The sequence below is a fragment of the Ensifer sp. ENS03 genome (assembly GCF_014852035.1).
GTDB classification, from domain to species: Bacteria; Pseudomonadota; Alphaproteobacteria; order Rhizobiales; family Rhizobiaceae; genus Ensifer; species Ensifer adhaerens.
Window position 1 is genome coordinate 634,211 of the sequence record NZ_JACVAV010000002.1, and the last position, 22,836, is coordinate 657,046.

At 64.1% G+C, this 22,836-nt stretch carries 23 protein-coding genes and 1 pseudogene; 12 read left to right on the forward strand and 12 right to left on the reverse strand.

What is annotated here, in order from left to right; translation table 11 throughout:
- Nucleotides 1-168: 168 nt before the first annotated feature.
- From IB263_RS09875 to IB263_RS09885, 3 genes are all read right to left on the reverse strand, one after another.
- Nucleotides 169-1,200, reverse strand: coding sequence for an NADP-dependent oxidoreductase (locus IB263_RS09875; RefSeq protein WP_234798700.1), 1,032 nt, complete (start codon nt 1,198-1,200; stop codon nt 169-171).
- A gap of 436 nt (nt 1,201-1,636) precedes the next feature.
- Nucleotides 1,637-2,209, reverse strand: coding sequence for an acetolactate synthase small subunit (gene ilvN / locus IB263_RS09880; RefSeq protein ID WP_034792687.1), 573 nt, complete (start codon nt 2,207-2,209; stop codon nt 1,637-1,639).
- A 22-nt stretch (nt 2,210-2,231) separates the two neighbouring features.
- The gene (locus IB263_RS09885) at nt 2,232-4,010 is read right to left on the reverse strand and encodes an acetolactate synthase 3 large subunit (protein WP_034792684.1); all 1,779 of its coding nucleotides are present in this window, start codon (nt 4,008-4,010) and stop codon (nt 2,232-2,234) included.
- 652 nt (nt 4,011-4,662) lie between these two features.
- Between IB263_RS09885 and IB263_RS34070 the strand changes: the two are divergent.
- Nucleotides 4,663-5,037 (forward strand): annotated as a pseudogene (locus IB263_RS34070) (MATE family efflux transporter); the annotation flags it as partial.
- Between the two features lie 388 nt (nt 5,038-5,425).
- On the forward strand, nt 5,426-5,890 hold the full coding sequence (locus tag IB263_RS34075; RefSeq protein WP_246810989.1) for an MATE family efflux transporter: 465 nt from the start codon (nt 5,426-5,428) through the stop codon (nt 5,888-5,890).
- Nucleotides 5,891-5,936: 46 nt separating this feature from the next.
- Here the strand turns inward: IB263_RS34075 and IB263_RS09895 are convergent, their stop codons facing one another.
- Both IB263_RS09895 and IB263_RS09900 read right to left on the reverse strand, forming a co-directional pair.
- Nucleotides 5,937-6,305 carry a hypothetical protein gene (locus tag IB263_RS09895; RefSeq protein WP_034792678.1) on the reverse strand — a complete coding sequence of 123 codons (369 nt, stop codon included), beginning with the start codon at nt 6,303-6,305 and terminating at the stop codon, nt 5,937-5,939.
- Between the two features lie 397 nt (nt 6,306-6,702).
- On the reverse strand, nt 6,703-7,329 hold the full coding sequence (locus IB263_RS09900) for a TetR/AcrR family transcriptional regulator (RefSeq protein WP_063979478.1): 627 nt from the start codon (nt 7,327-7,329) through the stop codon (nt 6,703-6,705).
- A gap of 116 nt (nt 7,330-7,445) precedes the next feature.
- Between IB263_RS09900 and IB263_RS09905 the strand changes: the two genes are divergently transcribed.
- Nucleotides 7,446-8,057: a class I SAM-dependent methyltransferase gene (locus tag IB263_RS09905; protein ID WP_090294282.1), complete on the forward strand. Its 612-nt coding sequence runs from the start codon at nt 7,446-7,448 to the stop codon at nt 8,055-8,057.
- A gap of 24 nt (nt 8,058-8,081) precedes the next feature.
- Nucleotides 8,082-9,092, forward strand: coding sequence for an NAD-dependent epimerase/dehydratase family protein (locus IB263_RS09910; protein WP_192438431.1), 1,011 nt, complete (start codon nt 8,082-8,084; stop codon nt 9,090-9,092).
- 18 nt (nt 9,093-9,110) lie between these two features.
- Here the strand turns inward: IB263_RS09910 and cax are convergent, their stop codons facing one another.
- Together cax and IB263_RS09920 are read right to left on the reverse strand one after the other, a co-directional pair.
- Entirely contained in the window at nt 9,111-10,205 is a 1,095-nt protein-coding gene (cax, locus tag IB263_RS09915; protein WP_034792668.1) for a calcium/proton exchanger, read from the reverse strand.
- A gap of 162 nt (nt 10,206-10,367) precedes the next feature.
- Entirely contained in the window at nt 10,368-10,835 is a 468-nt protein-coding gene (locus tag IB263_RS09920; RefSeq protein WP_112985277.1) for an Lrp/AsnC family transcriptional regulator, read from the reverse strand.
- 107 nt (nt 10,836-10,942) lie between these two features.
- Here IB263_RS09920 and IB263_RS09925 point away from each other — a divergent pair, with 107 nt between their 5' ends.
- From IB263_RS09925 to IB263_RS09940, 4 genes are all read left to right on the forward strand, one after another.
- Nucleotides 10,943-11,491, forward strand: coding sequence for an alpha/beta hydrolase (locus tag IB263_RS09925; RefSeq protein ID WP_192438432.1), 549 nt, complete (start codon nt 10,943-10,945; stop codon nt 11,489-11,491).
- Nucleotides 11,492-11,617: 126 nt separating this feature from the next.
- Nucleotides 11,618-12,136: an ABZJ_00895 family protein gene (locus IB263_RS09930; protein WP_192438433.1), complete on the forward strand. Its 519-nt coding sequence runs from the start codon at nt 11,618-11,620 to the stop codon at nt 12,134-12,136.
- 135 nt (nt 12,137-12,271) lie between these two features.
- Nucleotides 12,272-14,299 carry an ATP-binding protein gene (locus tag IB263_RS09935; protein WP_112771199.1) on the forward strand — a complete coding sequence of 676 codons (2,028 nt, stop codon included), beginning with the start codon at nt 12,272-12,274 and terminating at the stop codon, nt 14,297-14,299.
- 345 nt (nt 14,300-14,644) lie between these two features.
- Nucleotides 14,645-15,340: a class I SAM-dependent methyltransferase gene (locus IB263_RS09940; protein ID WP_112771078.1), complete on the forward strand. Its 696-nt coding sequence runs from the start codon at nt 14,645-14,647 to the stop codon at nt 15,338-15,340.
- Between the two features lie 52 nt (nt 15,341-15,392).
- Here IB263_RS09940 and IB263_RS09945 read toward each other — a convergent pair whose 3' ends face one another.
- A complete protein-coding gene (locus IB263_RS09945) occupies nt 15,393-15,761 on the reverse strand; it encodes a winged helix-turn-helix transcriptional regulator (protein WP_371814071.1) in 369 nt (122 codons plus the stop codon).
- Between the two features lie 202 nt (nt 15,762-15,963).
- Between IB263_RS09945 and IB263_RS09950 the strand changes: the two genes are divergently transcribed.
- On the forward strand, nt 15,964-16,356 hold the full coding sequence (locus IB263_RS09950; RefSeq protein ID WP_192438434.1) for an MAPEG family protein: 393 nt from the start codon (nt 15,964-15,966) through the stop codon (nt 16,354-16,356).
- 39 nt (nt 16,357-16,395) lie between these two features.
- Here IB263_RS09950 and IB263_RS09955 read toward each other — a convergent pair whose 3' ends face one another.
- A complete protein-coding gene (locus IB263_RS09955; protein ID WP_060582720.1) occupies nt 16,396-16,683 on the reverse strand; it encodes a hypothetical protein in 288 nt (95 codons plus the stop codon).
- 173 nt (nt 16,684-16,856) lie between these two features.
- On the opposite strand from IB263_RS09955, the gene IB263_RS09960 reads away from it, so the two are divergent.
- Nucleotides 16,857-17,258 (forward strand): VOC family protein, encoded by a 402-nt coding sequence (locus IB263_RS09960; protein ID WP_192438435.1) that lies wholly within the window; start codon nt 16,857-16,859, stop codon nt 17,256-17,258.
- Nucleotides 17,259-17,277: 19 nt separating this feature from the next.
- Here the strand turns inward: IB263_RS09960 and miaA are convergent, their stop codons facing one another.
- Nucleotides 17,278-18,189 carry a tRNA (adenosine(37)-N6)-dimethylallyltransferase MiaA gene (gene miaA / locus IB263_RS09965; RefSeq protein ID WP_192438436.1) on the reverse strand — a complete coding sequence of 304 codons (912 nt, stop codon included), beginning with the start codon at nt 18,187-18,189 and terminating at the stop codon, nt 17,278-17,280.
- Between miaA and serB the strand changes: the two genes are divergently transcribed.
- Nucleotides 18,188-19,075, forward strand: coding sequence for a phosphoserine phosphatase SerB (gene serB / locus IB263_RS09970; RefSeq protein ID WP_192438437.1), 888 nt, complete (start codon nt 18,188-18,190; stop codon nt 19,073-19,075). The two genes, miaA and serB, sit on opposite strands and share 2 nt — an antisense overlap.
- Nucleotides 19,072-19,647 (forward strand): GNAT family N-acetyltransferase, encoded by a 576-nt coding sequence (locus IB263_RS09975; protein ID WP_192438438.1) that lies wholly within the window; start codon nt 19,072-19,074, stop codon nt 19,645-19,647. The genes serB and IB263_RS09975 overlap by 4 nt, the downstream gene beginning before the upstream one ends.
- Before the next feature lie 204 nt (nt 19,648-19,851).
- On the opposite strand, the gene IB263_RS09980 is transcribed toward IB263_RS09975, so the two are convergent.
- Both IB263_RS09980 and IB263_RS09985 read right to left on the reverse strand, forming a co-directional pair.
- Nucleotides 19,852-20,754, reverse strand: a complete 903-nt coding sequence (locus IB263_RS09980) for a LysR substrate-binding domain-containing protein (protein ID WP_192438439.1) — start codon at nt 20,752-20,754, stop codon at nt 19,852-19,854.
- 487 nt (nt 20,755-21,241) lie between these two features.
- Nucleotides 21,242-22,762 (reverse strand): DegQ family serine endoprotease, encoded by a 1,521-nt coding sequence (locus tag IB263_RS09985; protein WP_051659253.1) that lies wholly within the window; start codon nt 22,760-22,762, stop codon nt 21,242-21,244.
- Between the last annotated feature and the right edge of the window lie 74 nt (nt 22,763-22,836).

Consider the following 22,836-nt stretch of genomic DNA (forward strand, 5'->3'; position numbering starts at 1 on the left):
TAAGACCAGTGGACTTGCGGTGAAATGGAAATACGCATTCACTCGCTCCGATAGGCCGTTGGCAACCTGCCCGTCCCTGAGAGAAAGGGAGCGAGGGACCATCCTCACGAAACGTCGGCCTCCTGCGCGCTGCGGTTTATCGCAAAGAACCGCCACTGCAAGCGTCGATTACGCAGTGACGCCCGCAATCTCCACCACCACCTTGCCCTTGGCGCGGCCGGATTCCAGATAGGCGAAGGCTTCGGCGACATCGTTCAGTGCAAACACGCGGTCGATCACCGGCCTGACCGTCCCGGCGTCGATGAGGCCTGCGAGTTCGGCAAGCTCGGCACCATCAGGATGCATGAAGAGGTAGCGGTAGGAGACTCCGTGTTTCCGGGCGACGGCGCGTATCTTATAGGACGCAAGCCAGAACAGCGCCCTGAGGAACAGACCGCGGCCGAGATCCTTTCGCGCGGTTTCGGGCTCGGGCATGCCGGCGATGGAAACCACCTTGCCGCCGCGCTTGACGACGCCGAAGGATTTCAGGAGCGTCTCGCCGCCCAGCAGATCGAAGGCGCCGTCCATGTCGCGCAAGCGCTCCTCGAAGCGCTCCTTCGTGTAGTCGATCACCACGTCGGCGCCGAGCGCTTCGACCAGCGCGCGGCCGCGGGGCGATGCGGTCGTCGTGACCTCCGCGCCCAGCCATTTCGCCAGCTGAATGGCGAAGGTACCGACACCGCCGGCGCCACCGGGGATGAAGATCCGGCTGCCCCGCCCCACATGAAGCTCGTCGCGCAGCGCCTGCAAGGCGGTAAGGCCGGCAAGCGGCACGCCGGCTGCCGTGTTGAAGTCGATCGATGCAGGCATCTTCGCCAGGAATTGTTCGGGCACGACGGCATACTCAGCAAGGCCCCCCATGGTGTCTTTGGGCATGCGCGCAAAGACCCGGTCGCCCGGCGCAAACGACGCGACGCCTTCTCCCAGTTCCTCGACGACGCCTGAGAGTTCGTTGCCCATGACGACAGGCAAGGGATAGCGCTGGACGACTTTCAGCATGCCGTCGCGCGTCTTGTAGTCGACCGGATTGAGGCCGGCGGCATGCACTCGGACAAGCACCTCGCCGCGCGCTGCGCGTGGGCGCCGCACGTCGCGCAACTCCGCGGCATCGGAACCACGATATCTCGTAAGGACCAAGGCCTTCATCTTGGTAGAATTCATCGGGCACCTGCGATCGTGAGAAATCTTCTGAGGGAATACTCGGCGAGAAATGCCGTGCGAAGTCAACCACGCGCGTGACGTCTGGCGGCTTCGGTCGCAAGCGCGTGCACGGATCATCCGGCCGGCCGGGAGGTTTCGGCTGCAACTGCGGCGGCCCCTCATCCTGCCTGCCGGCCACCTTCTCCCCGCAAGCAGGGAGAAGGAAACGTGCAGCGGGCGCCCGGTTCCCTTGAACCGCGAGCGCTTAGCATCTTCAGCAGAAGCGTGCCTTTGATGGACGGTCATCATGAAGGAGGAAAGAAGCGGCTCGCTCGGTGCGAGCGCCCCTCTCCCCGCCTGCGGGGAGAGGGGCAGCCTCCGCACAAAGTGCGAGGGGCAATCCCGCTCGGAAAATCTCGCGCGCAAGAATGCACGCGAGCCCCTCACCTCGGCAAAATCACATGCCCTGCGGGCCGCGGTTCATCGCTGCGATGCCGGTGCGGCAGACCTCGATGAGGCCGAGCGGCTTCATGATGGCGATGAACTGCTCGATCTTCGACGGCTTACCGGTGATTTCGAAGACGAAGTGATCGATGTTGGCGTCGATGACCGAGGCGCGGAAGGCGTCGGCAAGGCGCAGAGCCTCGACGCGGTGGTCGCCCGAGCCGTGTACCTTGACGAGCGCCAGTTCGCGCTCGATCGGCCGGTCGTGGCCCAGGCTGGCGGCGCGCACGGTCAGGTCGACGACGCGGTGGACCGGAACCAGCCGTTCCAGCTGGTTCTTGATCTGGTCGAGCACGTGCGGCGTGCCGCGCGTCACGATGGTGATGCGCGACAGGTGCGCCTCGTGTTCCGTTTCCGAAACCGTGAGGCTCTCGATGTTGTAGCCGCGGCCGGAGAACAGGCCGATGACGCGGGCAAGGACGCCCGGTTCGTTGTCGACGAGAACCGAAAGCGTGTGGGTTTCGGCGACTTCGGTCTCCTTGGCGATGAAGTAGGCGGAGCCGGTCGGTTGAAGGTGTGCGTTCATGTGAGTGGTTCCTCTACCTATCTCAGACCAGCTGACGGCCCTTGGCGTCGATCGCGTTGGCGACCGCTTCGTCCGTGGCTTCGTCGGGCAACAGCATCTCGTTGTGGGCCTTGCCCGAGGGGATCATCGGGAAGCAGTTGGCGAGGTTGGCGACGCGGCAATCGAAGATAACCGGCGCCGGCGTGTCGATCATCTTGCGGATCGCTGCGTCGAGCTCGCTCGGCTTGTCGCAACGGATGCCGACGCCGCCATAGGCTTCCGCCAGCTTGACGAAGTCAGGCATCGCTTCGGTGTAGGAATGCGACAGGCGGTTGCCGTGAAGCAGCTGCTGCCACTGGCGCACCATGCCCATGTACTGGTTGTTGAGGATGAAGATCTTGACCGGCAGCCCGTACTGGACCGCGCAGGACATTTCCTGGATGCACATCTGGATCGAGGCGTCACCGGCGATGTCGACGACGAGGCTATTCGGATGCGCGACCTGCACGCCGATCGCCGCGGGGAAGCCGTAGCCCATGGTGCCGAGGCCGCCCGAGGTCATCCAGCGGTTCGGCTGTTCGAAGCCGAAGAACTGGGCTGCCCACATCTGATGCTGGCCGACTTCCGTGGTGATGTAGGTGTCGCGGTCCTTGCTCAGCTCATAGAGCCGCTGAATCGCATATTGCGGCATGATGACGTCGTCGTTCGGCGCATAGGCGAGCGAATTGCGGGCGCGCCACTTGGTGATCATCTCCCACCAGTCCGAGAGACGTGCCTTGTCGGTCGACTTGGAAGCGGCGCGCCAGAGGCGAACCATGTCTTCCAGAACCGTGCCGACATCGCCGAGGATCGGCACGTCGACGCGGACGTTCTTGTTGATCGACGACGGGTCGATGTCGATGTGGATCTTCTTGGAGTTCGGCGAGAACGCGTTGAGGCGGCCGGTGATGCGGTCGTCGAAGCGGGCGCCGATGCAGATCATGACGTCGCAGTCATGCATCGCCATGTTGGCCTCATAGGTGCCGTGCATGCCGAGCATGCCGAGCCAGGCCTTGCCGGAGGCCGGATAGGCGCCAAGCCCCATCAGCGTCGAGGTGATCGGGAAACCGGTGAGCTCGACCAATTCGCGCAGCAGATGCGAGGCTTCGGGGCCGGAGTTGATGACGCCGCCGCCGGAATAGATGATCGGCTGGCGCGCATTGCGCATCAGTTCGACCGCTTCCTCGATCTTCTTCAGATCGCCCTGCTTCTTCGGCTGGTAGCTCTTCTGGGTCGGGACGGCAGACGGCGGCGTGTAGGTGCCGGTCGCAAACTGGACGTCCTTCGGGATATCGACAACGACCGGGCCCGGACGGCCGGACTGGGCGACGCGGAAGGCCTCATGGATGATGCGGGCGAGATCGTTGACGTCGCGAACCAGCCAGTTGTGCTTGGTGCAAGGCCGGGTGATGCCGATCGTGTCGCATTCCTGGAAGGCGTCCGAGCCGATCAGCGAGGTCGGAACCTGGCCGGAGATGCAGACGAGCGGGATCGAATCCATCAGCGCGTCCTGCAGCGGCGTCACCGCATTGGTAGCACCTGGGCCGGAGGTGACCAGCATGACGCCGACCTTGCCGGTGGAGCGGGCATAGCCTTCGGCCATGTGGCCGGCGCCCTGCTCGTGGCGAACGAGGATGTGCTGGATATCGTCCTGCTGGTGGATTTCGTCGTAGATCGGAAGCACGGCGCCACCGGGATAGCCGAAGATATGCTCGACGCCATTGTCCTTCAGTGCCTGGAGAACGATCTCCGCGCCTGTCATCTGGTTTTCTGTACCGCTCATTGACTTGCTTCCGTCCCTTTTCCCAGTTGGGTGCTTAGCTTGTTTGAAGGCATAAAAAAAGGCCCCGTCAGGAGCCTCGTTCAGCGCATGGGTGGCTACCGCCGGATGGTTACACCATCCTGCCCATGCGCCGTCCCACCACAAGAATAACCGCAAAATTTTTCATGGGCCGAGTTGATAAACACAAATGCCTGAGGCGTCAACGGCTTTTCATTACACGATCCGGCGCTTTCTCGGAACATTGTTGCGCAAACCGTCCGAGAAAGCTGCGCGAACAGGCCCATAGCGACCACGGCAAGGCACCGCTTGTCTCATGACGCGCAAGGGTCATCGGCCCCTGGCTTGACGGCGATGCGGCTTGGCGCTACCTCCCTTTCCGGGCTTCAGATCCCCGCCGCTCGCAGGCTTCCAGTCTCGGTGAAATCTGACTTCTGACGATACCTCTCGCCCCGATCGCATTTCGTGTGGCAGGCAATGCGAGCCCCTCCTCTTCCCAATCGAAATGCGAGAACAGGAGCGCGGGATGTCCAAGGACAACTCCAAGCCGAATGCCTACTTGACCGCGCCGCTCGGCGCGACCTTCTTGAAAACGGCGCTGCCGATCATCTTCGTCATGAGCATGAACGGGCTGTTGACGGTGGCCGATGCCATCATGCTCGGCATCTATGTCGGCGCCGAAGCCGTCGGCGCCGTGACCACGGTGTTTCCGATCTTCATTCTCACCGTGGCGCTGGCCACCCTCGTCGTCAGCGGCATGGCGAGCCTGCTTGCCCGCCATCTCGGCGCCGGCCGCTTTGCTGAAGCCCGCGGCGTCTTCGCCGGCGCCCACATGCTGGCGCTGATGATCGCTGTTGCACTGATCGCGCTGTTCGCAGCCGTTGGCGACCGCCTGGTGCTGACGCTCACCAATGGTCCGGGGCCGCTCGCCGGCATGGCCGAGCGCTATATCGCGATCATCATCTTTGGCGCGCCCGTCCAGTTCCTGCTGGCAGTGCAATCGGATGCGCTCCGATGCGAGGGACGCGCCGGGCTGATGGCCGGCCTCAGCCTGCTGGTCTCGGTCGCAAACCTTGCCCTCAACTATGTGCTGATCGCGCTGCTGGACATGGGTGTCGCGGGGTCCGCGACCGGCACCGTGCTGGCGCAGCTCCTCGCGCTCGGCCTCATCGCCCTCTTCCGCCTGTTCGGACGCACGGAACTGCGGCTCTCCGCCCTCCTCCGGCATAATCCGCTGACGGGATGGAGCCGCATGATCGCGCTGGGCAGCCCCCAGAGCCTCGGCTTCATCGGCATGGCGCTGGTGTCGGTGACGATCATGGCGGCGCTGCAGAAGACGGCGGCCGAAAACTACGCCACCACGGTCGCCGCCTACGGCATCCTTCGCGCTGCTGCCGCTCTTGGGCCTGAGCCAGGCGATGCAGGCGATCGTCGGCAACAATGTCGGCGCCGGCCTCGCGGACCGGGCAGAAAGGATGCTGCGGCTTGGCATGCTTGTGGCGTTCTTCTACTGCCTCGCCGTCGAGGTGCTGCTCCTCGGCTTTGCCAGGCCGATTGGCGCGACCTTCGTCGACAACGATGCGGTCATCGCCGACGTCGCGCGCATCATGCCGGTGATGGTCGCGATGTACGTCTTCTCCGGACCGCTGATCATGCTCGGCAGCTATTTCCAGGCGATCGGCGATGCGCGCCGGGCGGCGATCCTGGGGCTTGCCAGGCCCTATCTCTTCACCATGCCGCTGGTCGCACTCTTCGCGTCGAGCTTTGGCGAACCCGGCATCTGGTTCGCCATGCCGACTGCAGACGCGCTGCTTCTCGCGGTCGCGCTGCTGGTGTTGTGGCAGGCCTCGCGCCAACGACCCGCAACGGCTCCGTCAGGCTGATCTGCGCGCGACGCGCCGGCTCTCCGGCGCGTCGCAGTCCCTATCGCTAGAACCGCGAGAACCCGACAAGCGACGGCATGATGGAACCGCGGCCATCGTTGATGAACGGCGCCAGCCCCGCGGCCACCTCTTTGCTCGGATTGCCATAGACCTCGAGCCGCTCCACCGAGCAGTGCGCGGAGACGTCGTTGATGTGTGCATCCGACATTTGCCAGTGCCGGAGCACGTCCTCAGAATTGCGGTAGAGCTGGATGCTCACCGCCTGCATCTCTTTCTCGTCGATGAACGTCTGCACCATCAACTGCGGCGCATGCTCTTCGACGAAGGCGATCGCGCTGCGCACCGCCTCGCGGAACGGTTCGAGATGGCCGGGAGTAATCCTCATCAGATTTCGGAAAAGCAGTTGCTCGGTCATGCATCCTCCATGTCGCGTATTGTTGGCTCCTCGGGCCGGATCCGAGCCGGAGATGGCGTTCGGGCGAACGCCGATGGAGAGGTTTGTAAGAGCTCAAGCATGATTGAGGTCAAGCGGCAGATACCAGAGCAATTTTGGAGGTCGGCCGCGTCCGCATGCACCGGCCATTAACATTTGCCGTGGCAAATTAGCTTGGCTGCATGATGCAGCTTAAAAACAAAGGCAATGAGATGCTTGACCTTTCCGTGCTCACACCTCTCCTCCTCAGTTTCGGCGCGATCTACCTGTTCTTCCGCTGGGTCGTGTTCGATATGAACGCCCCGAAATAGACCCCCGCGCTCCAAGCCTGCCTCCGTGAGAGGCCTGCGATCCCTGCCGGAGCGCACGGAGGCACCCCCTATTCATCGACAAGCCTGGCGACGAGATCACCGAGCAGGCGCTCGAGCTCGGCGTCATGCCCCTTGTTCAGCGCTTCCAGCCCCACCACCTGGCGCATGATCTGCACGCCGGCGACGAGCGACATCAGCAGCGCCGCGCGCTGACCTGCATCCGGGCCTGAAAGCGCCTCAGTGACGTTCTTCTGGTGGTGGCTTTCGACCACCTGTCGCGCGATATCGACCGCACGCTCGTTGGAGATCGAGCGGAGCATGATGAGGAAGCCGTCGAGCGCGGTTGCCTCCGGCTCCGTCACCTTCAAAAGCGCGCTTGCGATGCGCGCTGCCCGGTCCGGTGCGCTGAGCGTCTCCGGCGTGGCGATGATCGGCCGTTGGTTGGCGGTCGAAAGCACTTCGGCAAAGAGCCCCTCCTTTGAACCGAAATAGCGGTTGATCAGCATCGCCGTAACCCCGGCCCCTTCAGCGATCTCGCGCACACCGGCGCCTTCATATCCCGAGGCGATGAAGGCGGAGCGTGCGGACTCAAGAATTGCGGCGCGCGTGGCGTTCGCGTCGCGGCGGCGCCCGTCCTTTTCGGCAGGCCGCTTTTCTGCGCCCCCTTTTTCAGCAGCCCCCTTTTTGGCAGGCATGGCCCCTCCTTAGTATACACCTGTAGACATGATCATGAATCGGAAGTATACAGACGTAGACTTGCCGCTGCAACGCGCCTTGCAAGACAGCCTTCATTCCATCCACGGAGCCTCACGTGACCAGCATTTGCGCCTATGGCGACAGCCTGCATTTCTTCCGCTCCTGGCTCGCAGATCCACTGCGCGTCGCCTCGGTCACGCCGTCCTCCCGGTCGCTTGCCCGGTTGATCACGCGCGAGATCGACCCTCGCTATGGCCCGGTGCTCGAACTCGGTCCCGGCACCGGTGTCTTCACGCGCGCGTTGATCGAGCGGGGCGTGCGCGAGGAAGACCTTGTGCTAGTCGAATCCGGCCCTGACTTTGCTGCCGTCCTGAAGGCGCGTTTCCCGGCCTCCACCATTCTTTCGATCGACGCGGCGCGGCTTGCCGATGGTCATTCCGAAATTCCCGCAGGCATCGGCGCTGCGGTCAGCGGCCTGCCGTTGCTCTCCATGCCCACCCGCAAGGTTATGGCAATCCTTTCCGGTATTTTCCTGCACATGCGGCCGGGTGGCCACCTCTACCAGTTCACCTACGGTCCGCGTTGCCCCATCCCGCGGCCGCTGCTCGACCGGCTCGGCCTTCGCGCCCGGCGCATCGGCGGCACCATCAGAAACTTCCCGCCCGCCTCCGTCTACCGGATCAGCCGGCGCAAGCCCTTCGCGGCCATGCACAGGACCTGCGACTGACGCAACGAAAGAAGATGAAAACCGATGAATGAATGTGTTCTTGTCACCGGCGGCACCGGCTTCGTCGCCCGCTGGTGCATCGTCTCTCTGCTCGAAGCCGGATACCACGTTCGCGCCACCTTGCGCGATCTCGCAACGGCAGAGTCCGTCAGGCGCTCGATCGCCGCCGTCAGCGACGCGACAGACCAACTGTCCTTCGCCAGGGCCGATCTGACCGGAGATGACGGCTGGGCCGAGGCGATGGAGGGCTGCACCTATGTCCTGCACGTCGCTTCGCCGCTCGGCGGCATTCCCGGCGGCGGTCGCGACGCCTATGTTATGCCGGCCCGCGAAGGCACGCTGCGGGTGCTTTCCGCCGCCGTCGATGCCGGCGTCCGGCGTGTGGTGATGACTTCGGCGGCCGCCACGACCCGGCCGCCGCTGGACTCAGGCCTTGCCAGCGACGAGACGCGCTGGGCCGACCCCGACGACCCGCAATTCGACAATTACCGGGTCTCCAAGATCCTCGCCGAACGTGCCGCCTGGAAGTTCATGGAGGGCAAGGCGACGGAGTTCGCCACGGTGCTGCCCGGCGCCGTCTTCGGTCCGGTGCTTTCGAGCGAAAATCTCGGCTCGGTGAAGATCATCGGGGGCCTCGTTGGCGGCCGGCCGCGGTTCCTGCCGCGCCTCGGTTTCTGGGTGGTGGACGTACGCGATCTCGCCGACCTGCACGTCACCGCCATGACCGCGCCTGAGGCCGCAGGCGAACGCTTTCTCGCCGCCGGCGACTTCCAATGGATGGAGGAGATCGCCGCCACGCTGCGCCTGGGCCTCGGCGTCGATGGCCGCAAGGTGCCGACGCGACGGCTGCCGACCGCGCTCGTGCGGCTGCTGGCCCCGCTCAGCGCCGATTTGAAGCCGCTGGCCCCGCTGCTCGGTCGCAAGTTTGCGCTGTCATCCGACAAAGCCCGGCGCCTGCTTGGCTTTGCGCCGAGGCCCGTGAACGCCACCATCCTCGACTGCGCCCGCAGCCTGATTGCGGCCGGCGGGCGCTGATTTCAGCCGACCGCAGGGCTACACCTGCGGCGGCAGCAGGAACAGCGTCATGGCGAAGATCACGTAGACGGTGAGCGCCAGCACGCCCATGTACCAGGCAGACCGCCCGCCGTTGGAAAGCAGCGTCGCGGCCATGGTCGCGACCAGCATCATCACGATCGCCCCCGGCCAGAACTGCAGGTCCATCGGCTGCGGCCCGAGCACGTAGCTCAGAAGCACCAGCAGCGGCGCGACGAAGAGCGCAATCTGCACGGCGCTGCCGAGCGCTATGCCGACGCTCAGGTCCAGCCGATCCTTGCGCGCAGCGGAGAAAGCCGTCGCCATCTCGGCCGCAGCACCGACGAGCGCGACGACGACGAAGCCGACGAAGGCCGGCGTCATGCCAAGCTCTTCGGCCGCGACCTGCACCGAGCCGACGAAAACTTCGCTGACGAGCGCCACAAGAACGGTCACCACCAGCAGCACGATGATGCCCGTCGCCAGCGGCCAGTGCGGTTCATCACCGCCATGCTCAGAGGTGGCCGAGACGAACAGCTCGCGATGGGTCTTCAGCGAAAACAGCATCCAGAGCCCATAGGTGATGATGAGAAGGACGGAGAGGCCGGCGCTCAGCTGTTGGGTGAAAGCCGTCTGCGGCTGGCCGTCGGCAGCACCGATCAGCGAAGGCACGAGTACGGCGATCGTCGCCATGAACAGGAGGCTCGCCAGAAAGCGCGCATTCACCCGGTTGAACTCCTGCAGGTGAAACTTGAGCCCGCCGAGCAGAAACGAACCACCCAGCATGAACAGCGTGTTGGTGACGATCGCGCCGGCGATCGAGGCCTTGACCAGCAGATACTGGCCGGCAGCAAGCGCCATCAGGGCGATGACGAGCTCGGTCAGGTTGCCGAGCGTTGCATTCAAGAGCGCGCCGACCGTGTCGCCGGTGCGGGCCGCAACCGCCTCCGTCGCCTGGCTCAGGAGCGCCGCCAGCGGCACGATCGCCGCCACCGACAGCAGGAAGAGCAGCGTATGGGCGTCCGGCCAGATGTGCTCGCCGGCGATCGCGATCGGCACGAAGACGATCAGCCAGAGTATGGGTGTCCGACGAAAATAGGCAATTGCATCGCTCATGGCTTCCCCTCGCCCGCTTCCCGCTCGCCCTTCGAGCGTCCGTGGCCGGCAACGCCCCTGACGGTCACCCGAACGGACGTGCCTGGCCTATGGTTGAATTATCCCGCGTCCTCTCGCGTTCTGCATTGACTTTCATCAAGTCGAAGCGTGCCCAGCCCAGTCTCAGACCCGCTGGATCAGCGCCCGCCCGATCGGCTTTTCCGGCTCGCCGCTCAAGACAAGCGACGTCGTCACGGCGCCATAGCGCGCGATCGTGTCGACGATCGTTTCAAGCTCGCCCGGCGTCGGCACCAGCACCTTGAGAAGGAAACAGTCCTCGCCGGTCAGCCGCAGCACCTCGATCACCTGCGGCATCTCGGAAAACTGCTTGAGGCAGGCACGGATATGTTCGTGCGTCGTCTTCAGGCGGATCACCGCCATCATGCCAAGCCCGAGGCGTGCCGCATCGATGCGTGCGCCATAACCGGAAATGATGCCGCGCTCCTCCAGCCGCTTGACCCGCTCCGAGGTCGCCGGCTGCGACAGACCGATACGCCGCCCGAGCTCCGAGATCGCGATGCGTCCGTCTTCCTGCAATACCTCGATGATCGCGATATCGGTCGGGTCGAGGACAGAACGGTCAACCGCCATGTTTCACCTTTAATCCATCGGCAAACGGCCGCACTTTCCGATGATTGCGCATTCAGATGGTCAAGGGAAGCTGGCAGTCTCCCCCATATTCAAGATGAGAGGACGACATGAACGATATCATCATCCTGCCCGGCATCGGCGGTTCCGGCGAAGCGCACTGGCAAACCCGATGGGAGTATGCAGACCCTCACATGCGCCGTTTCCAACCCGGCGATTGGGATCGTCCGCAGCTTGCCGACTGGATCCAGGCGCTCGACAGCGCCATTGCCTCAGCAAGCGAGCCACCGCTTCTCGTCGCCCACAGCCTTGCCTGTCTGCTCGTCGCCCATTGGCATGCGGTCCGCACCCGTCCGATCGCCGGCGCTTTTCTCGTGGCGCTTCCCGATCCGACGTCTGCGGCCTTCCCGGCGGAGGCTGCCAGCTTCGCCAAGGTCCCGACGGAACGCTTCCGTTTTCCCTCCCTTATCGTCGCGAGTTCCAACGACCCCTTCGGCACCATCGGCTACGCGCAGATGCGGGCGGCGCAATGGGGCAGCCGGTTCGCCGAAGCCGGCGCCGTCGGCCATATCGACGGCAAGAGCGGGTTGAGCGACTGGCCGGAAGGTCGGGCGCTGTTCCGGTCGTTTGCTCAGGGCATCAAACCATCGGAGGGCTGAGGCGTCACACAGTCCGGCCAACGTCGGCGAGCTTTCCCGACAGTTTGCTCAGGGAGAGCGCACAATCTTGCACGTTATGCGCTAATCACGCCAAGTGGCGCCACAACCGCGCGCCAGGAACCACGCATGAAGCCGACCGTGTCACTGACGCCATATTATCGCTACTTCGCCCTCGTTTGCCTGGCGTTGACAGGAGTCTGCGTGACCGGGATGTTCGCCTACGAGACCCTTGTTGGCCCGATACCGAAGGGAACTGCATTCGGCGTCTGGTTTGCGCAGACATTGTCATCGGCTACCGCCACAGCCAGCCGTTTCGTGCAAAGGCATCGCCGATGCCCGACGGAAGAAGAGAAAGCGAAACTGGCCCGCGTCTCCTTGGGCTTAGCCACGGCAATTAGCATTCTGCCGGGTGTTGCAATTGCTGCTTGGGTCTACGTCATAGCGTTTGTATTCGGCGACCCAGGCTATGAGATCGCCTACTACGTCAACCGGCAGCAGTTCGTCTCCCTGCTGATGTCTCTGGACATGGTTCTCTGTCTCGTGATCGCAGGCGGTATGGCCCTTCTCCTGACCGTCTCGTACTTCATGATGCGCTGGCAGTACGGTAGCTCGGCGAGGAGGATGGCCGGCCGGCTATCGCTCTGACAGGGAACTAAATCGGAGTGCGCAAGTCGCCATGCCGCTGCCCGTGCCCCGCGTGCTCGAGCGTGCAACATCTCGAAACCACTTATTAAATCCCCTTGGCTAACATGAAGCGCCGTATTGCCGGGGTTTCTCGCGTTGCTGAACAATGAACTTCATTCCTCGATCCGTGCCGGAGAGCAGGATCGCCGTGACGGCCTGAAGCCCGGCAACCGGTTCCTCGGACGGGTGGTTGCCTGCAACGGCGCGCGCGCGACGATCGCTGCGATCGCAGAGAGCGGCGAGACGTCGCTGACCGAACTCTGGTCCGTCGGCCGGCTGATTTCCATTTCCGTCGGCAGGAACCGCGTGGTGGCGCTGGTCTATTCGATGCAGACCACCTCCAGCGAATGGGGCGAAGAGACCAACAACACCTTCCGCATCGAAGTCGAACTGATGGGCGAGGTCCATAGGGGGCCCGACGGTCGTGAAGAGTTTTCCGCCGGTATCAGCCAATATCCCTATCTCGGCGCCATCGCCCACCGCATCCGCGCCGCCGACCTTGCGCGCATCTACGATTCCGGCCGCAACGACAGCTGCATCATCGGCAAGCTGACCCAGGACGAGAGCCTCGACGCAACCATTCACGTGCCCTCGATGCTCGCCAAGCATTTCGCCATCGTCGGCACGACCGGCGTCGGCAAGTCGACCGCGGTCACGCTGCTGCTCAACAAGGCGATCATTGCCGATCCGAAGCTGCGCGTGCTGATCCTCGACCCGCACAACGAATTTGCCGCCGCCTTCCCCGACCTTGCCGTCGTCATCGACACCGATACGCTCGACTTGCCCTTCTGGTTCTTCCGACTGGAGGAGTTCGCAGAGGTGATCTTCCGCGGCCGCCCGGCGCCGCCGGACGAGCTCGACATGCTGCGCGACATCATCCCCGAGGCGAAGAAGGCCTTCCGCGGCGGCGGCGACGCCGGCATCGTGCGGCGCCAGACGGAAAAGAGCTCGATCACCGCCGACACGCCGGTGCCTTACCGCATCGCCGACCTCTTGGCGCTGATCGACGAGCGCATCGGCCGGCTCGAAGGGCGCAACGACAAGCCGCATCTGCGCTCGCTCAAGGTCAAGATCGTCTCGGCGATCAACGATCCGCGCTATCATTTCATGTTCTCGTCGAACACGATCACCGACACGATCCAGGATACGATCGCCCGGGTTTTCCGCATTCCAGGCGACGGCCGGCCGATCGCCACCTTCCAGCTGGCCGGCATCCCCTCGGAAGTCGTTAATTCCGTCGCCTCGGTGCTTTGCCGCATGGCGTTTGAAATCGGGCTCTGGAGCAATGGCGGCATCCATATGCTGGTCGTCTGCGAAGAGGCGCACCGCTATGTGCCCGCCGATCCGTCGCTCGGCTTCCTTCCGACGCGGCAGGCGATCGCCCGCATCGCCAAGGAAGGCCGCAAATACGGCGTCTCGCTCGGCATCATCACCCAGCGCCCCGGCGAACTCGATCCGACGATCCTGTCGCAGTGCTCGACGGTCTTTGCCATGCGGCTTGCCAACGACCGTGACCAGGACATCATCCGCTCGGCCATTCCGAACTCGTCGACATCGACGACCAGCTTCATTTCCTCGATCGGCAATGGCGAGGCAATCGCATTCGGCGAGGCGGTGGCCGTGCCGATGCGCATGCGCTTTTCTCGCATCGCCGAGGAGCGCCTGCCTCGCGCCCACGGGATCATCGACCGGATCGACGAGGACCATCCGCCGACCGTTGACCTGCGCGCGATCGTCAGCCGCATGCGCGCCATCAACGGGCCGGATATTTCGAACTTCCAGCAGAGCTACATGGCGGCGCAGACCGTGAGCGAAGAGCAGCGCTGGGAGACCGAACTGGGCGCCACGGCAGAAGCCGAGCCGCAACCGGGCCTCAGCGAGCCGCAGGTCGAGATCGAGCCCTATCGTCCGGACATGCTTCCGCGCGCGCCTGCCCCCGTCAATCCGGAGCTGGAGCGCTTCAATCAGATCCGCCAGCAGCTCTTGAACGAGCCATCCCCGGCCGATCAGGCCCAACGCCGTTCGCAACCGGCTGACCCGGCGTCGGGCGAGCGGCCGCGCCAGGGGTCGCTGCGCGAAAGCCTGTTGAAGCGGCCCCTCGGCAGCATCATCCGCAAGACCTAGGCAGCGAACGCGTAAAACTGCGGGCGCCCCATTTGACAACCAGAGATGTAAAAGCGTTTCGTCCAGACATGCGCTGCGGGCGGCAGTGCGTGAACAACTCTGGAGGGGAATAGCGGCTCGCTGGGTGGTCGCACGCGTCCTCGCGACCGAAGGTCCTCCAGGGGCCGCTCCATATTAATGCGATTGCCATGCGTTGGCCCGCCCCAATGCGGCCGTGGCTCCTGGCACCCGAACAGAACGGTACAAGCGGCGTTGCCCGATGGCGTCGCAGACCGATAGAATAGAAGTTTCAAGCGCTTCGACATCTGATCGCGCACGCCTTTCGGTGGCAGCGGAGAAAAGACCTTGCCAGAGAACGACTACGATGCCTTTGCGGCAGCCTATGATGCCGACAACGAGAACAACGCCTGGAACGCCTATTACGAGCGGCCGGCGACTTTGGCACTCGCCGGCGACGTCGCCGGGCTTCGGGTGCTCGACGCCGGTTGCGGCGGCGGAGCGCACGCGGCAGCGCTCATCGAGCGCGGCGCCACGGTGACCGGCATTGATCGCAGCGCCGGTCTTCTGGACATCGCCCGTCGACGCCTCGACGGGCGTGCGCAATTGCTGATGGCCGATCTGGGCGAACCCTTGCCGTTCGACGACGGTGCCTTCGACCTCATCGTGGCATCCCTCGTCATGCACTATCTGGAGGACTGGTCGCTCCCGCTTTCCGAATTCAACCGGGTTCTGCAGAAGGGCGGCCGCCTGGTTTTCTCAACGCACCATCCGTTCATGGATCATTCCCTTTCCGGTCACGACAACTATTTCGAGACCTATCGCTTCGACGATACCTGGGAACGGGGCGGCAGGACCATCCACATGCGCTTCTGGCACCGCCCGCTGCACGCCATGTTCGATGCGCTCAAATCAGCCGGATTTGCCACCGAGACGGTGAGCGAACCGGAGCCCGATCCGCGTGCCAGCACGCTCTTTCCGGACGCCTACAGGAGCCTGACGACCAAACCGCGCTTCCTCTTCTTCTCGGCCGTGAAAGCGTGAGCGCGACAGCCTTCTCGACGTTTTGAAGGGCCGAGCAGGAGGCAGGAGGAAGTCATATCCCGAGGATTTGCTCGTGCGCGCCCGTTGCGCCCCAGCGGACGATTTCGGCGAGGATCGGCAACAGCGCCCGCCCATGTTCGGTCAGGCTGTACTCCACCTTGCGCGGCACCACGGGATAGTCCCGGCGACTGATCAGGCCCCGTTCTTCCAGTTCCCGCAGTTCGCGGCTGAGAATACGCGGGGTGATCGGCTTACCGAGCCCGCCACGAAGCAGCGACCGTCCGATTTCGCCATAGCGGTGCGTCCCGCCTTCGAGCACGCAGAGGATGTGCAGCTTGTAGCGCCCGCCGACGATCTGGTTGAAGGCGATGGCGGGGCAGAGCCGGATATGGCTCATGTCGAGACCGGTCAGGCTGGACACTTTCGGCCCGACACCTCGGTCCGATGCCGCGCTTGTTCCGTCATGTCGGCGCCCCCCCGTACTATCCTTTTTGTCCGTATTTACGATATCGTACCAGAGAGTTAGCGTGCTTTCAGCAAACAATGCGGGAGGAAAGCACGATGGCTGACATGGCGCAGGCACACGCGACAGTAAAGTTCGAGACGGCTTTCGGAGCGCGACCATGAGCATGGAGATGACCGTGCTGGCGCTCGGCTGCATCTTCGGCATCATCCAGGTTTTTGTCGCGGCGCAACTCCAGACGCGCCAGAACGGACTGGCCTGGTCGCTCTCTTCGCGCGAAGCGGCCGGGCCGCCGCCAACGCCCCTCGTCGGACGGCTGAAACGCGCGCAGGCAAACTTCCTCGAGACTTTTCCCTTCGCCGCGTCCGCGCTGCTTGCGGTCGAAGTCACCGGCGCAAACAACACGACGACGGAACTCGGTGCGATCGTCTGGCTTTCGGCACGGCTCGCCTTTTGGCTCGCCTATGCGATCGGCATTCCCGTGCTGCGCTCGGCCCTGTTTGCGACCAGCATCATCGGGATCGGACTGGCGCTGTGGCCGCTGCTGGCGTGACTGGTGTGAGCCGATCAAGCGTAGGCACAAGCAAGCAAATCACCCCCTGAGGTCAGGGTAATCCCACGATGGCGCCAGACGGCGGCGTGCCGCTTTCACCGCTTCGGCGTAGTCTTCGCGAAAGGGTGCGACCAACTGCTTTTGAAGGTCTGCCAGCACTGCGAGCAGCACCGCGCATTCGGCCGTGCTTTCGAAACAGGAGGCGTCCGGCGTTGGAACTGTGTTCTCCTCGCTCCAACGCGACAGAAGTTCAAAGAGCACCAGGGCTTCATCGGGAGACAGACGGATTTCCGCGCTGTCAGGAGACGTTTTCTGCTCGTCTGTCATGATCGGGACATGGCATGCGCCGCCCGAACCTGCGGGGCCGCCCCGCTCACAGCAAGGCATCAGCGCCTATCCTGCAAGGGAACTTTGCCGCGGGCCGACCGTTGTCGTGGCGACATCCTGGGGTAGGATCAGTCAGCCGGTTTTGTTGACACCGACGACAACGGGAGCGCGCCATGGTTACAAGCATCACGCCCTTTCTGATGTTCCAGGATGGCGTCGCCGACGACGCCATGGCCTTCTACGTCTCACTGTTCCCGAATGCCGAGGTGCTGGAAGTCGAGCGCTATGGACCGGATGAGCAAGGTCCCGAAGGCAGCGTCAAGGTGGCGCTTTTCCGGCTCGGCGCGCAGCGGGTCAAGTGCATCGACAGCCCGGTCCGGCACGCCTTCGATTTCACCCCGTCGTTCTCCTTCTTCGTGGAATGCCAGAGCGAGGATGAGATCATCACGCTTTATGGCATGCTCGCCGAAGGCGGGGCAGTGCTGATGCCACTCGACAATTACGGCTTCAGCCAGCGCTTCAGCTGGGTCACCGACCGCTTCGGCGTGTCCTGGCAGCTGAACCTCGCCGCCTGATCCGCAGCAACGGCGCTCGTCAAAGCACCTCCTCGGCGCTCGAAATGCGCTGCCAGCTGTCGTCGAGCTGGTTACGGAACCAGGTCATCTGCCGCTTGGCATATTGTCGCGTCGCCGCAGCGCCCATCTCGATCACTTCGGCCTCATCGAGTTCGCCCTTCAGAAGGGCTGCGATCTGGCTGACGCCGATCGCCTTCATGATGGGCATTTCCGACGGCAGCTCGAGCGCAAGCAGCGCCCGCGCTTCGTCGATCGCGCCGCCGGCAAGCATCAACTGGAAGCGACGGTTGATGCGGTCGTGCAGGAGCTTTCGCTCCGGCAGCACGACATATTTTGTAGCCCGGTCCGGGTCGACGATCATGGGTCCGGTCTGCTGTTGGAAGAAGCGGATCGGCTTGCCGGTGGCCTCCACCACTTCGAGCGCCCGCACGATCCGCTGGCCGTCACCGGGCTTCAGTGTCACCGCCGTTTCCGGATCCCTGGCTTCGAGGTCGCGATGCAGCGCCTCCGCCCCTTCCGCCTTCAGCCGCTCGCGCAGCCTTTCCCGGATCGCCGCCGGGATCTCCGGCATGTCCGAGAGACCACCGGTCAGCGCCTTGAAATAGAGCCCGGTGCCGCCGACAAAAACCGGCAAGCGTCCCTCGCCCTTTAGCTGAGCGACCAATGCCTGCGCTTCGCGCGCCCAGGCACCGGTGGAATAGGCGAATGCCGCCGGCACATGGCCGTAAAGACAGTGCCCGATGCCGCCCATGTCGGCCTCGTCCGGCCGCGCCGTCAACAGCCGCAGCGTGTCATAGACCTGCATGCTGTCGGCATTGACGACCACGCCGCCGTGTCGGCGCGCCAGTTCGACGGCAAGCGCGGACTTGCCGCTGGCGGTCGGCCCGGTTATCAGGATCGCGTCGCTCTCGGTATCAAGGTTGTTGTCCATGGCTCTCGTTGCCACGCTTATCGCCAATCCGTCAAATCCTGTTCTGACGCCAGCACTGGCGGAAGCAGCCGCTGACGCCGTCAAGGCATCCGGCCTCTATTGGCTCGCCGATGGCATCGCCTGCGATATCGCGCTGACCGACGGCACCGATCCGGATGCCGCCGAAACCCTGCTGCGCGGCGCGATCGGCGATGCACCGGTCGATGTCGCCGTGCAAGACGCCGAGAGCCGCCGCAAGAAGCTGCTCATCGCCGACATGGACTCGACCATGATCGGCCAGGAATGCATCGACGAACTCGCCGCCGAAGTCGGCCTGAAAGACAAGGTGGCGGCGATCACCGCCCGCGCCATGAACGGCGAGATCGCCTTCGAGCCGGCGCTGATCGAACGCGTAGGACTTCTGAAGGGCCTGCCACTTGGCGTCGTCGACGAGGTCATCGCCAAGCGCATCACGCTGACGCCGGGCGGAAAACAACTGATCGCGACGATGAAGAGCAAGGGTCACTATACCGCGCTCGTCTCCGGGGGGTTCACCGTCTTTACCGGCCCGATCGCCGAGATGCTCGGCTTTGACGAGAACCGCGCCAATACGCTGCTCGCCGAAGACGGCATCCTGACCGGCGAAGTCGCCAATCCCATCCTCGGCAAGCAGGCCAAGGTCGATTCGCTGATCGAGATCGCCGACCGCCTCGGCATCTCGACGGACGATGCCCTTGCCGTCGGCGACGGCGCCAACGATCTCGGCATGATCCAGCTTGCCGGCACCGGCGTGGCGCTGCATGCCAAGCCCGTCGTTGCCGAGCAGGCCAAGGTCCGCATCGACCACGGCGACCTCACCGCCCTTCTCTATCTGCAGGGCTATCGCAAGACGGATTTCGCCGGATGATCATTGCCGAGACTGAGCGGCTGCGCATCCGCGCCTGGAAGGAAAGCGATCGCGATCTCTTCTTCGCGATCAACAGCGATCCCAAGGTGATGGAATTCTTTCCCTTCCGCCGCAGCCGCGCGGAATCAGACGCGCTGTTCGATCGCGTCGGCAAGGGCATCGCCGAAACCGGCTTCGGCTTCTTCGCCGTGGCGCTCAAGGCCGACGACAAGCCAATCGGCTTCTGCGGCCTCGCGCTCACGGATTTGGAGCCGCACCTGCCCAAAGGAACGGTCGAAATCGGCTGGCGACTGGCCCCGCCCTGCTGGGGCAAGGGCTACGTCACCGAAGCGGCCAACGCCCTGCTGCGCTACGGCTTCGAGGAAAAGGGCTTGAGCGAGGTCGTCTCCTTCGCGGTTCCCGCCAACACCCGCTCGACCGCTGTCATGCAACGGATCGGCATGCACCGCGACCCAAGCCGCGACTTCGACCACCCCCGCGTCCCAATCGATCAGCCGACCCTGGTTCGGCATGTGCTCTATGCGATCAGCGCCGAGGAATGGCGCGTGCATCGTTCAAAGGCCGGGAAATAAGCTGCCGCTTCGTGGGTTGCCCTCTCTGTCTGCCGGACATCTCTCTCCGCAGACGGGAAGAGAGACGCCAGCCGCACTGGCACTACCCAACCACCTCTGAAGAATGGCGGGCGTTCGCCATATCTTTCCTTCTCCCCGCGTGCGGAGAGACGGTGCCGGCAGGCGGATGAGGGGCAAGCGCTCGCCCTGAGGATAAGGGCCGCCTCACCGCTTTCGCCCCGCCCCCGGGTAGCTCCGTTCGATCCAGTCGACAAAGGCCCTGGCCGCCTCCGACAGCGCCTCGAAGCGCCGCGCCACAATAAAGAACGCGCCATAGGGCACAGAGGCGTCGAACGGCTGGATCAGCCGGCCGGCGGCGATGTCGTCGCGGGCATGGTCGCGGTCGATGAGGCCGACGCCGCTGCCGCGCAGCGTCGCCTGCAGCACCATCGAGCCATCGGCGAAGATCGCGCCGCGTGCAAGCTTCACCGGCGCGGTGCCGGCCGCCGCAAACCATTGTTCCCAGAGTTGCCGGTTATCCTCATGCAACAATGGATGCTGCAACAGGTCTTCGGGTCGGTCGAGCGGTCGCCCGGCGCCGGCAAGCGCAGGCGTGATCACCGGGACCATCTCCACCTCGGCAAGGGGCCGCGCCTCCACCCGCGACCAGGCGCGGGCGGTCAAGCTGTGGCGGATGGCGATATCGGCCTCGCCGCTTCGAAACTCGGCGAGCCGCGACTCCGCATCGATCACCAGATCGATCTCCGGATGCGCCTCCTGAAATTCCTGCAAATGCGGCACCAGCCAGCAGCCGGCAAAGGATGGTTCGGCGCTGACCTTCAGCGTCTGCGACAACCGCCGCCCCGAGAGCGCGTCGAGGCTTTCGCCCACCATGTCGAAGGCAGATGTCAGCGTGCCGAGCAGCGCCTGACCATCGGCCGTCAACCGCACACCGCGGTGGAGCCTCTCAAACAGCGGCCGGCCGATCAGCTCTTCGAGCTCGCGCACCTGCCGGCTGATGGCCGCCTGCGAGACGAAAAGCTCCGATGCAGCCAGTGTGAAACTCTCCAGTCGCCCGGCCGCCTCGAAACTCCGCAACGCTGTCAGGGGCAGTCGGCCGCGCTTCATGCATAACCTCAAGTTATCCGAAGGCGACTGTAAACTCGTTTGAGGGGTGCCGGCAAGTGGAGTGAAATGCTTGCAAGAAAGGAGGTGCGGCAATGCATACGATTATCGAAATTCTGTTCGAAGCCCTCAGGCTGATGACCTTCCAGCCGGCGCGCAAGCCGTCCCCGCACCCCAGGCAAGCGAGCGAGGACTGCTGAAAGAAGGGCACCTCACCACTTCTCGAATGCCCTTCACCCTAACCCTTCCCCCGCAAGCGGGGAGAAGGTCGCGGCAGCGGGATGAAGGGCCGTGTCTGTGCCCATCATGAGCACGCTGCGGCCCGTCGGCCGGACCGCAGCCTTGAATCAAAACCTGAGCATGTGGATTCAGCCTCTCAGCTCCAGGGGCGATAGCACTGAAAAGATTCAGACAATCGGCGTCGACCGAAAGCGGCGCTGCGGCATCGATCCGATGCCGCAGCCGCAACTGCCGAAAGGCGCGATGCGCCCTACTCCACCCGAACGGTGACGAAGCGCAATTCGCCGGACTTGTTGGAGATCAGAAGGGCGGCGTGGCGACGGCCGCTGGATTTCAGCTCCTCGACCCGGTCGGCCACGTCGGCGGGCGTCTCCATCGCCTCCTGACCGACCTCGACGATGACGTCGCCCGCCTCTACGCGCCGCTCTGCCGCGACCGAATTCGGCGCGACCTCGGTGATGACAACGCCGTCCACGTCTTCGGCAATGCCGTATTTCTTGCGCGCCTCTTCGTTGAGCGTCGCAAGCTTCATGCCGAGCACGACGTCGGTCGCTGGAAGCGGCGCAGCCTCCGGCTTGTCAGCCTTCGACCCCTCGTCGCCGGTTGCCGCGTCGGCACTTGCAAGCGCGCCATCCTCGAGGCGTCCGAGCGTCACCTTGACTGTCTGTTCCTTGCCGTCGCGGATCACCACGACATCGACCGCCTTACCGACGGGGCTTTCGGCGACCACGCGCTTCAGGTCGCGCACCTCGCCGACATCATGGCCGTCGAATTTGACGATGACGTCGCCGGCCTTGATCTCGCCGTGCGTGATCGGCCCGCCTTCGATGATGCCAGAGACGAGCGCGCCGCGCGGCGCGTCCATCTTCAGGCTCTCGGCGATATCGTCGTTCACAGGCTGGACGCGCACGCCGAGCCAGCCGCGACGCGTCTCGCCGAAGTCCTTGAGCTGAAGTACCACATTGGCGGCAAGTTCGGTCGGCACGGAGAAGCCGATGCCGATCGAGCCGCCCGTTGGCGAGATGATCGCCGTGTTGATGCCGATCACTTCGCCGGCCATATTGAACAGCGGCCCGCCGGAATTGCCGCGGTTGATCGCAGCGTCCGTCTGGATGAAATTGTCATAGGGGCCGGCGTTGATGTTTCGGCCGCGCGCCGAGATGATGCCGACCGAAACGGAACCGCCAAGGCCGAACGGGTTGCCGATCGCCATCACCCAGTCGCCGATGCGCATCTTGCGCGAATCCCCGAAAGGCACGGCCTTCAGCGGCGCCTTCGGCTCGACCTTCAGCAGCGCGAGATCGGTCTGTGTGTCTTTGCCGACGAGCTTCGCCTTCAGCTTGCTGCCATTGGCGAAGTTGATCTCGATGTCGTCGGCGCCCTCGATCACGTGGTTGTTGGTGACGATGTAGCCAGAGGGATCGATGACGAAGCCGGAGCCGAGCGATTCGACCGTGCGCTGGCGGTTACCGCCCTGATTGCCCTGGCCCTTGAAGAATTCGTCGAAATAGCGCTGGTAGGGCGAGCCCTCCGGCACCTGCGGCGCCGGCGCATCATCGTCGTTCTTGACCTTCTGCGAAGTCGCGATGTTGACGACGGCATCCAGCAGTCCGGCGGCCAGATCGGCGACGGAGGCCGGGCCATTGCTCGGCGGCCGGATCGCCGTGTTCTGGGCGAGTGCGGTGCTGCTGAAGGCAAGCGCGCCTGCGAGCGCCAGAACGCCGAGGGAGGCGCCAAGCGAGTGTACTCGGGATTTTGATCGCGTGGACAATTCGCTTCAGCTCCTCTGGCTGTGTGCGGTGACACCGGCACACCATAGCACTTTGATTCTTCGCATAATTCCGC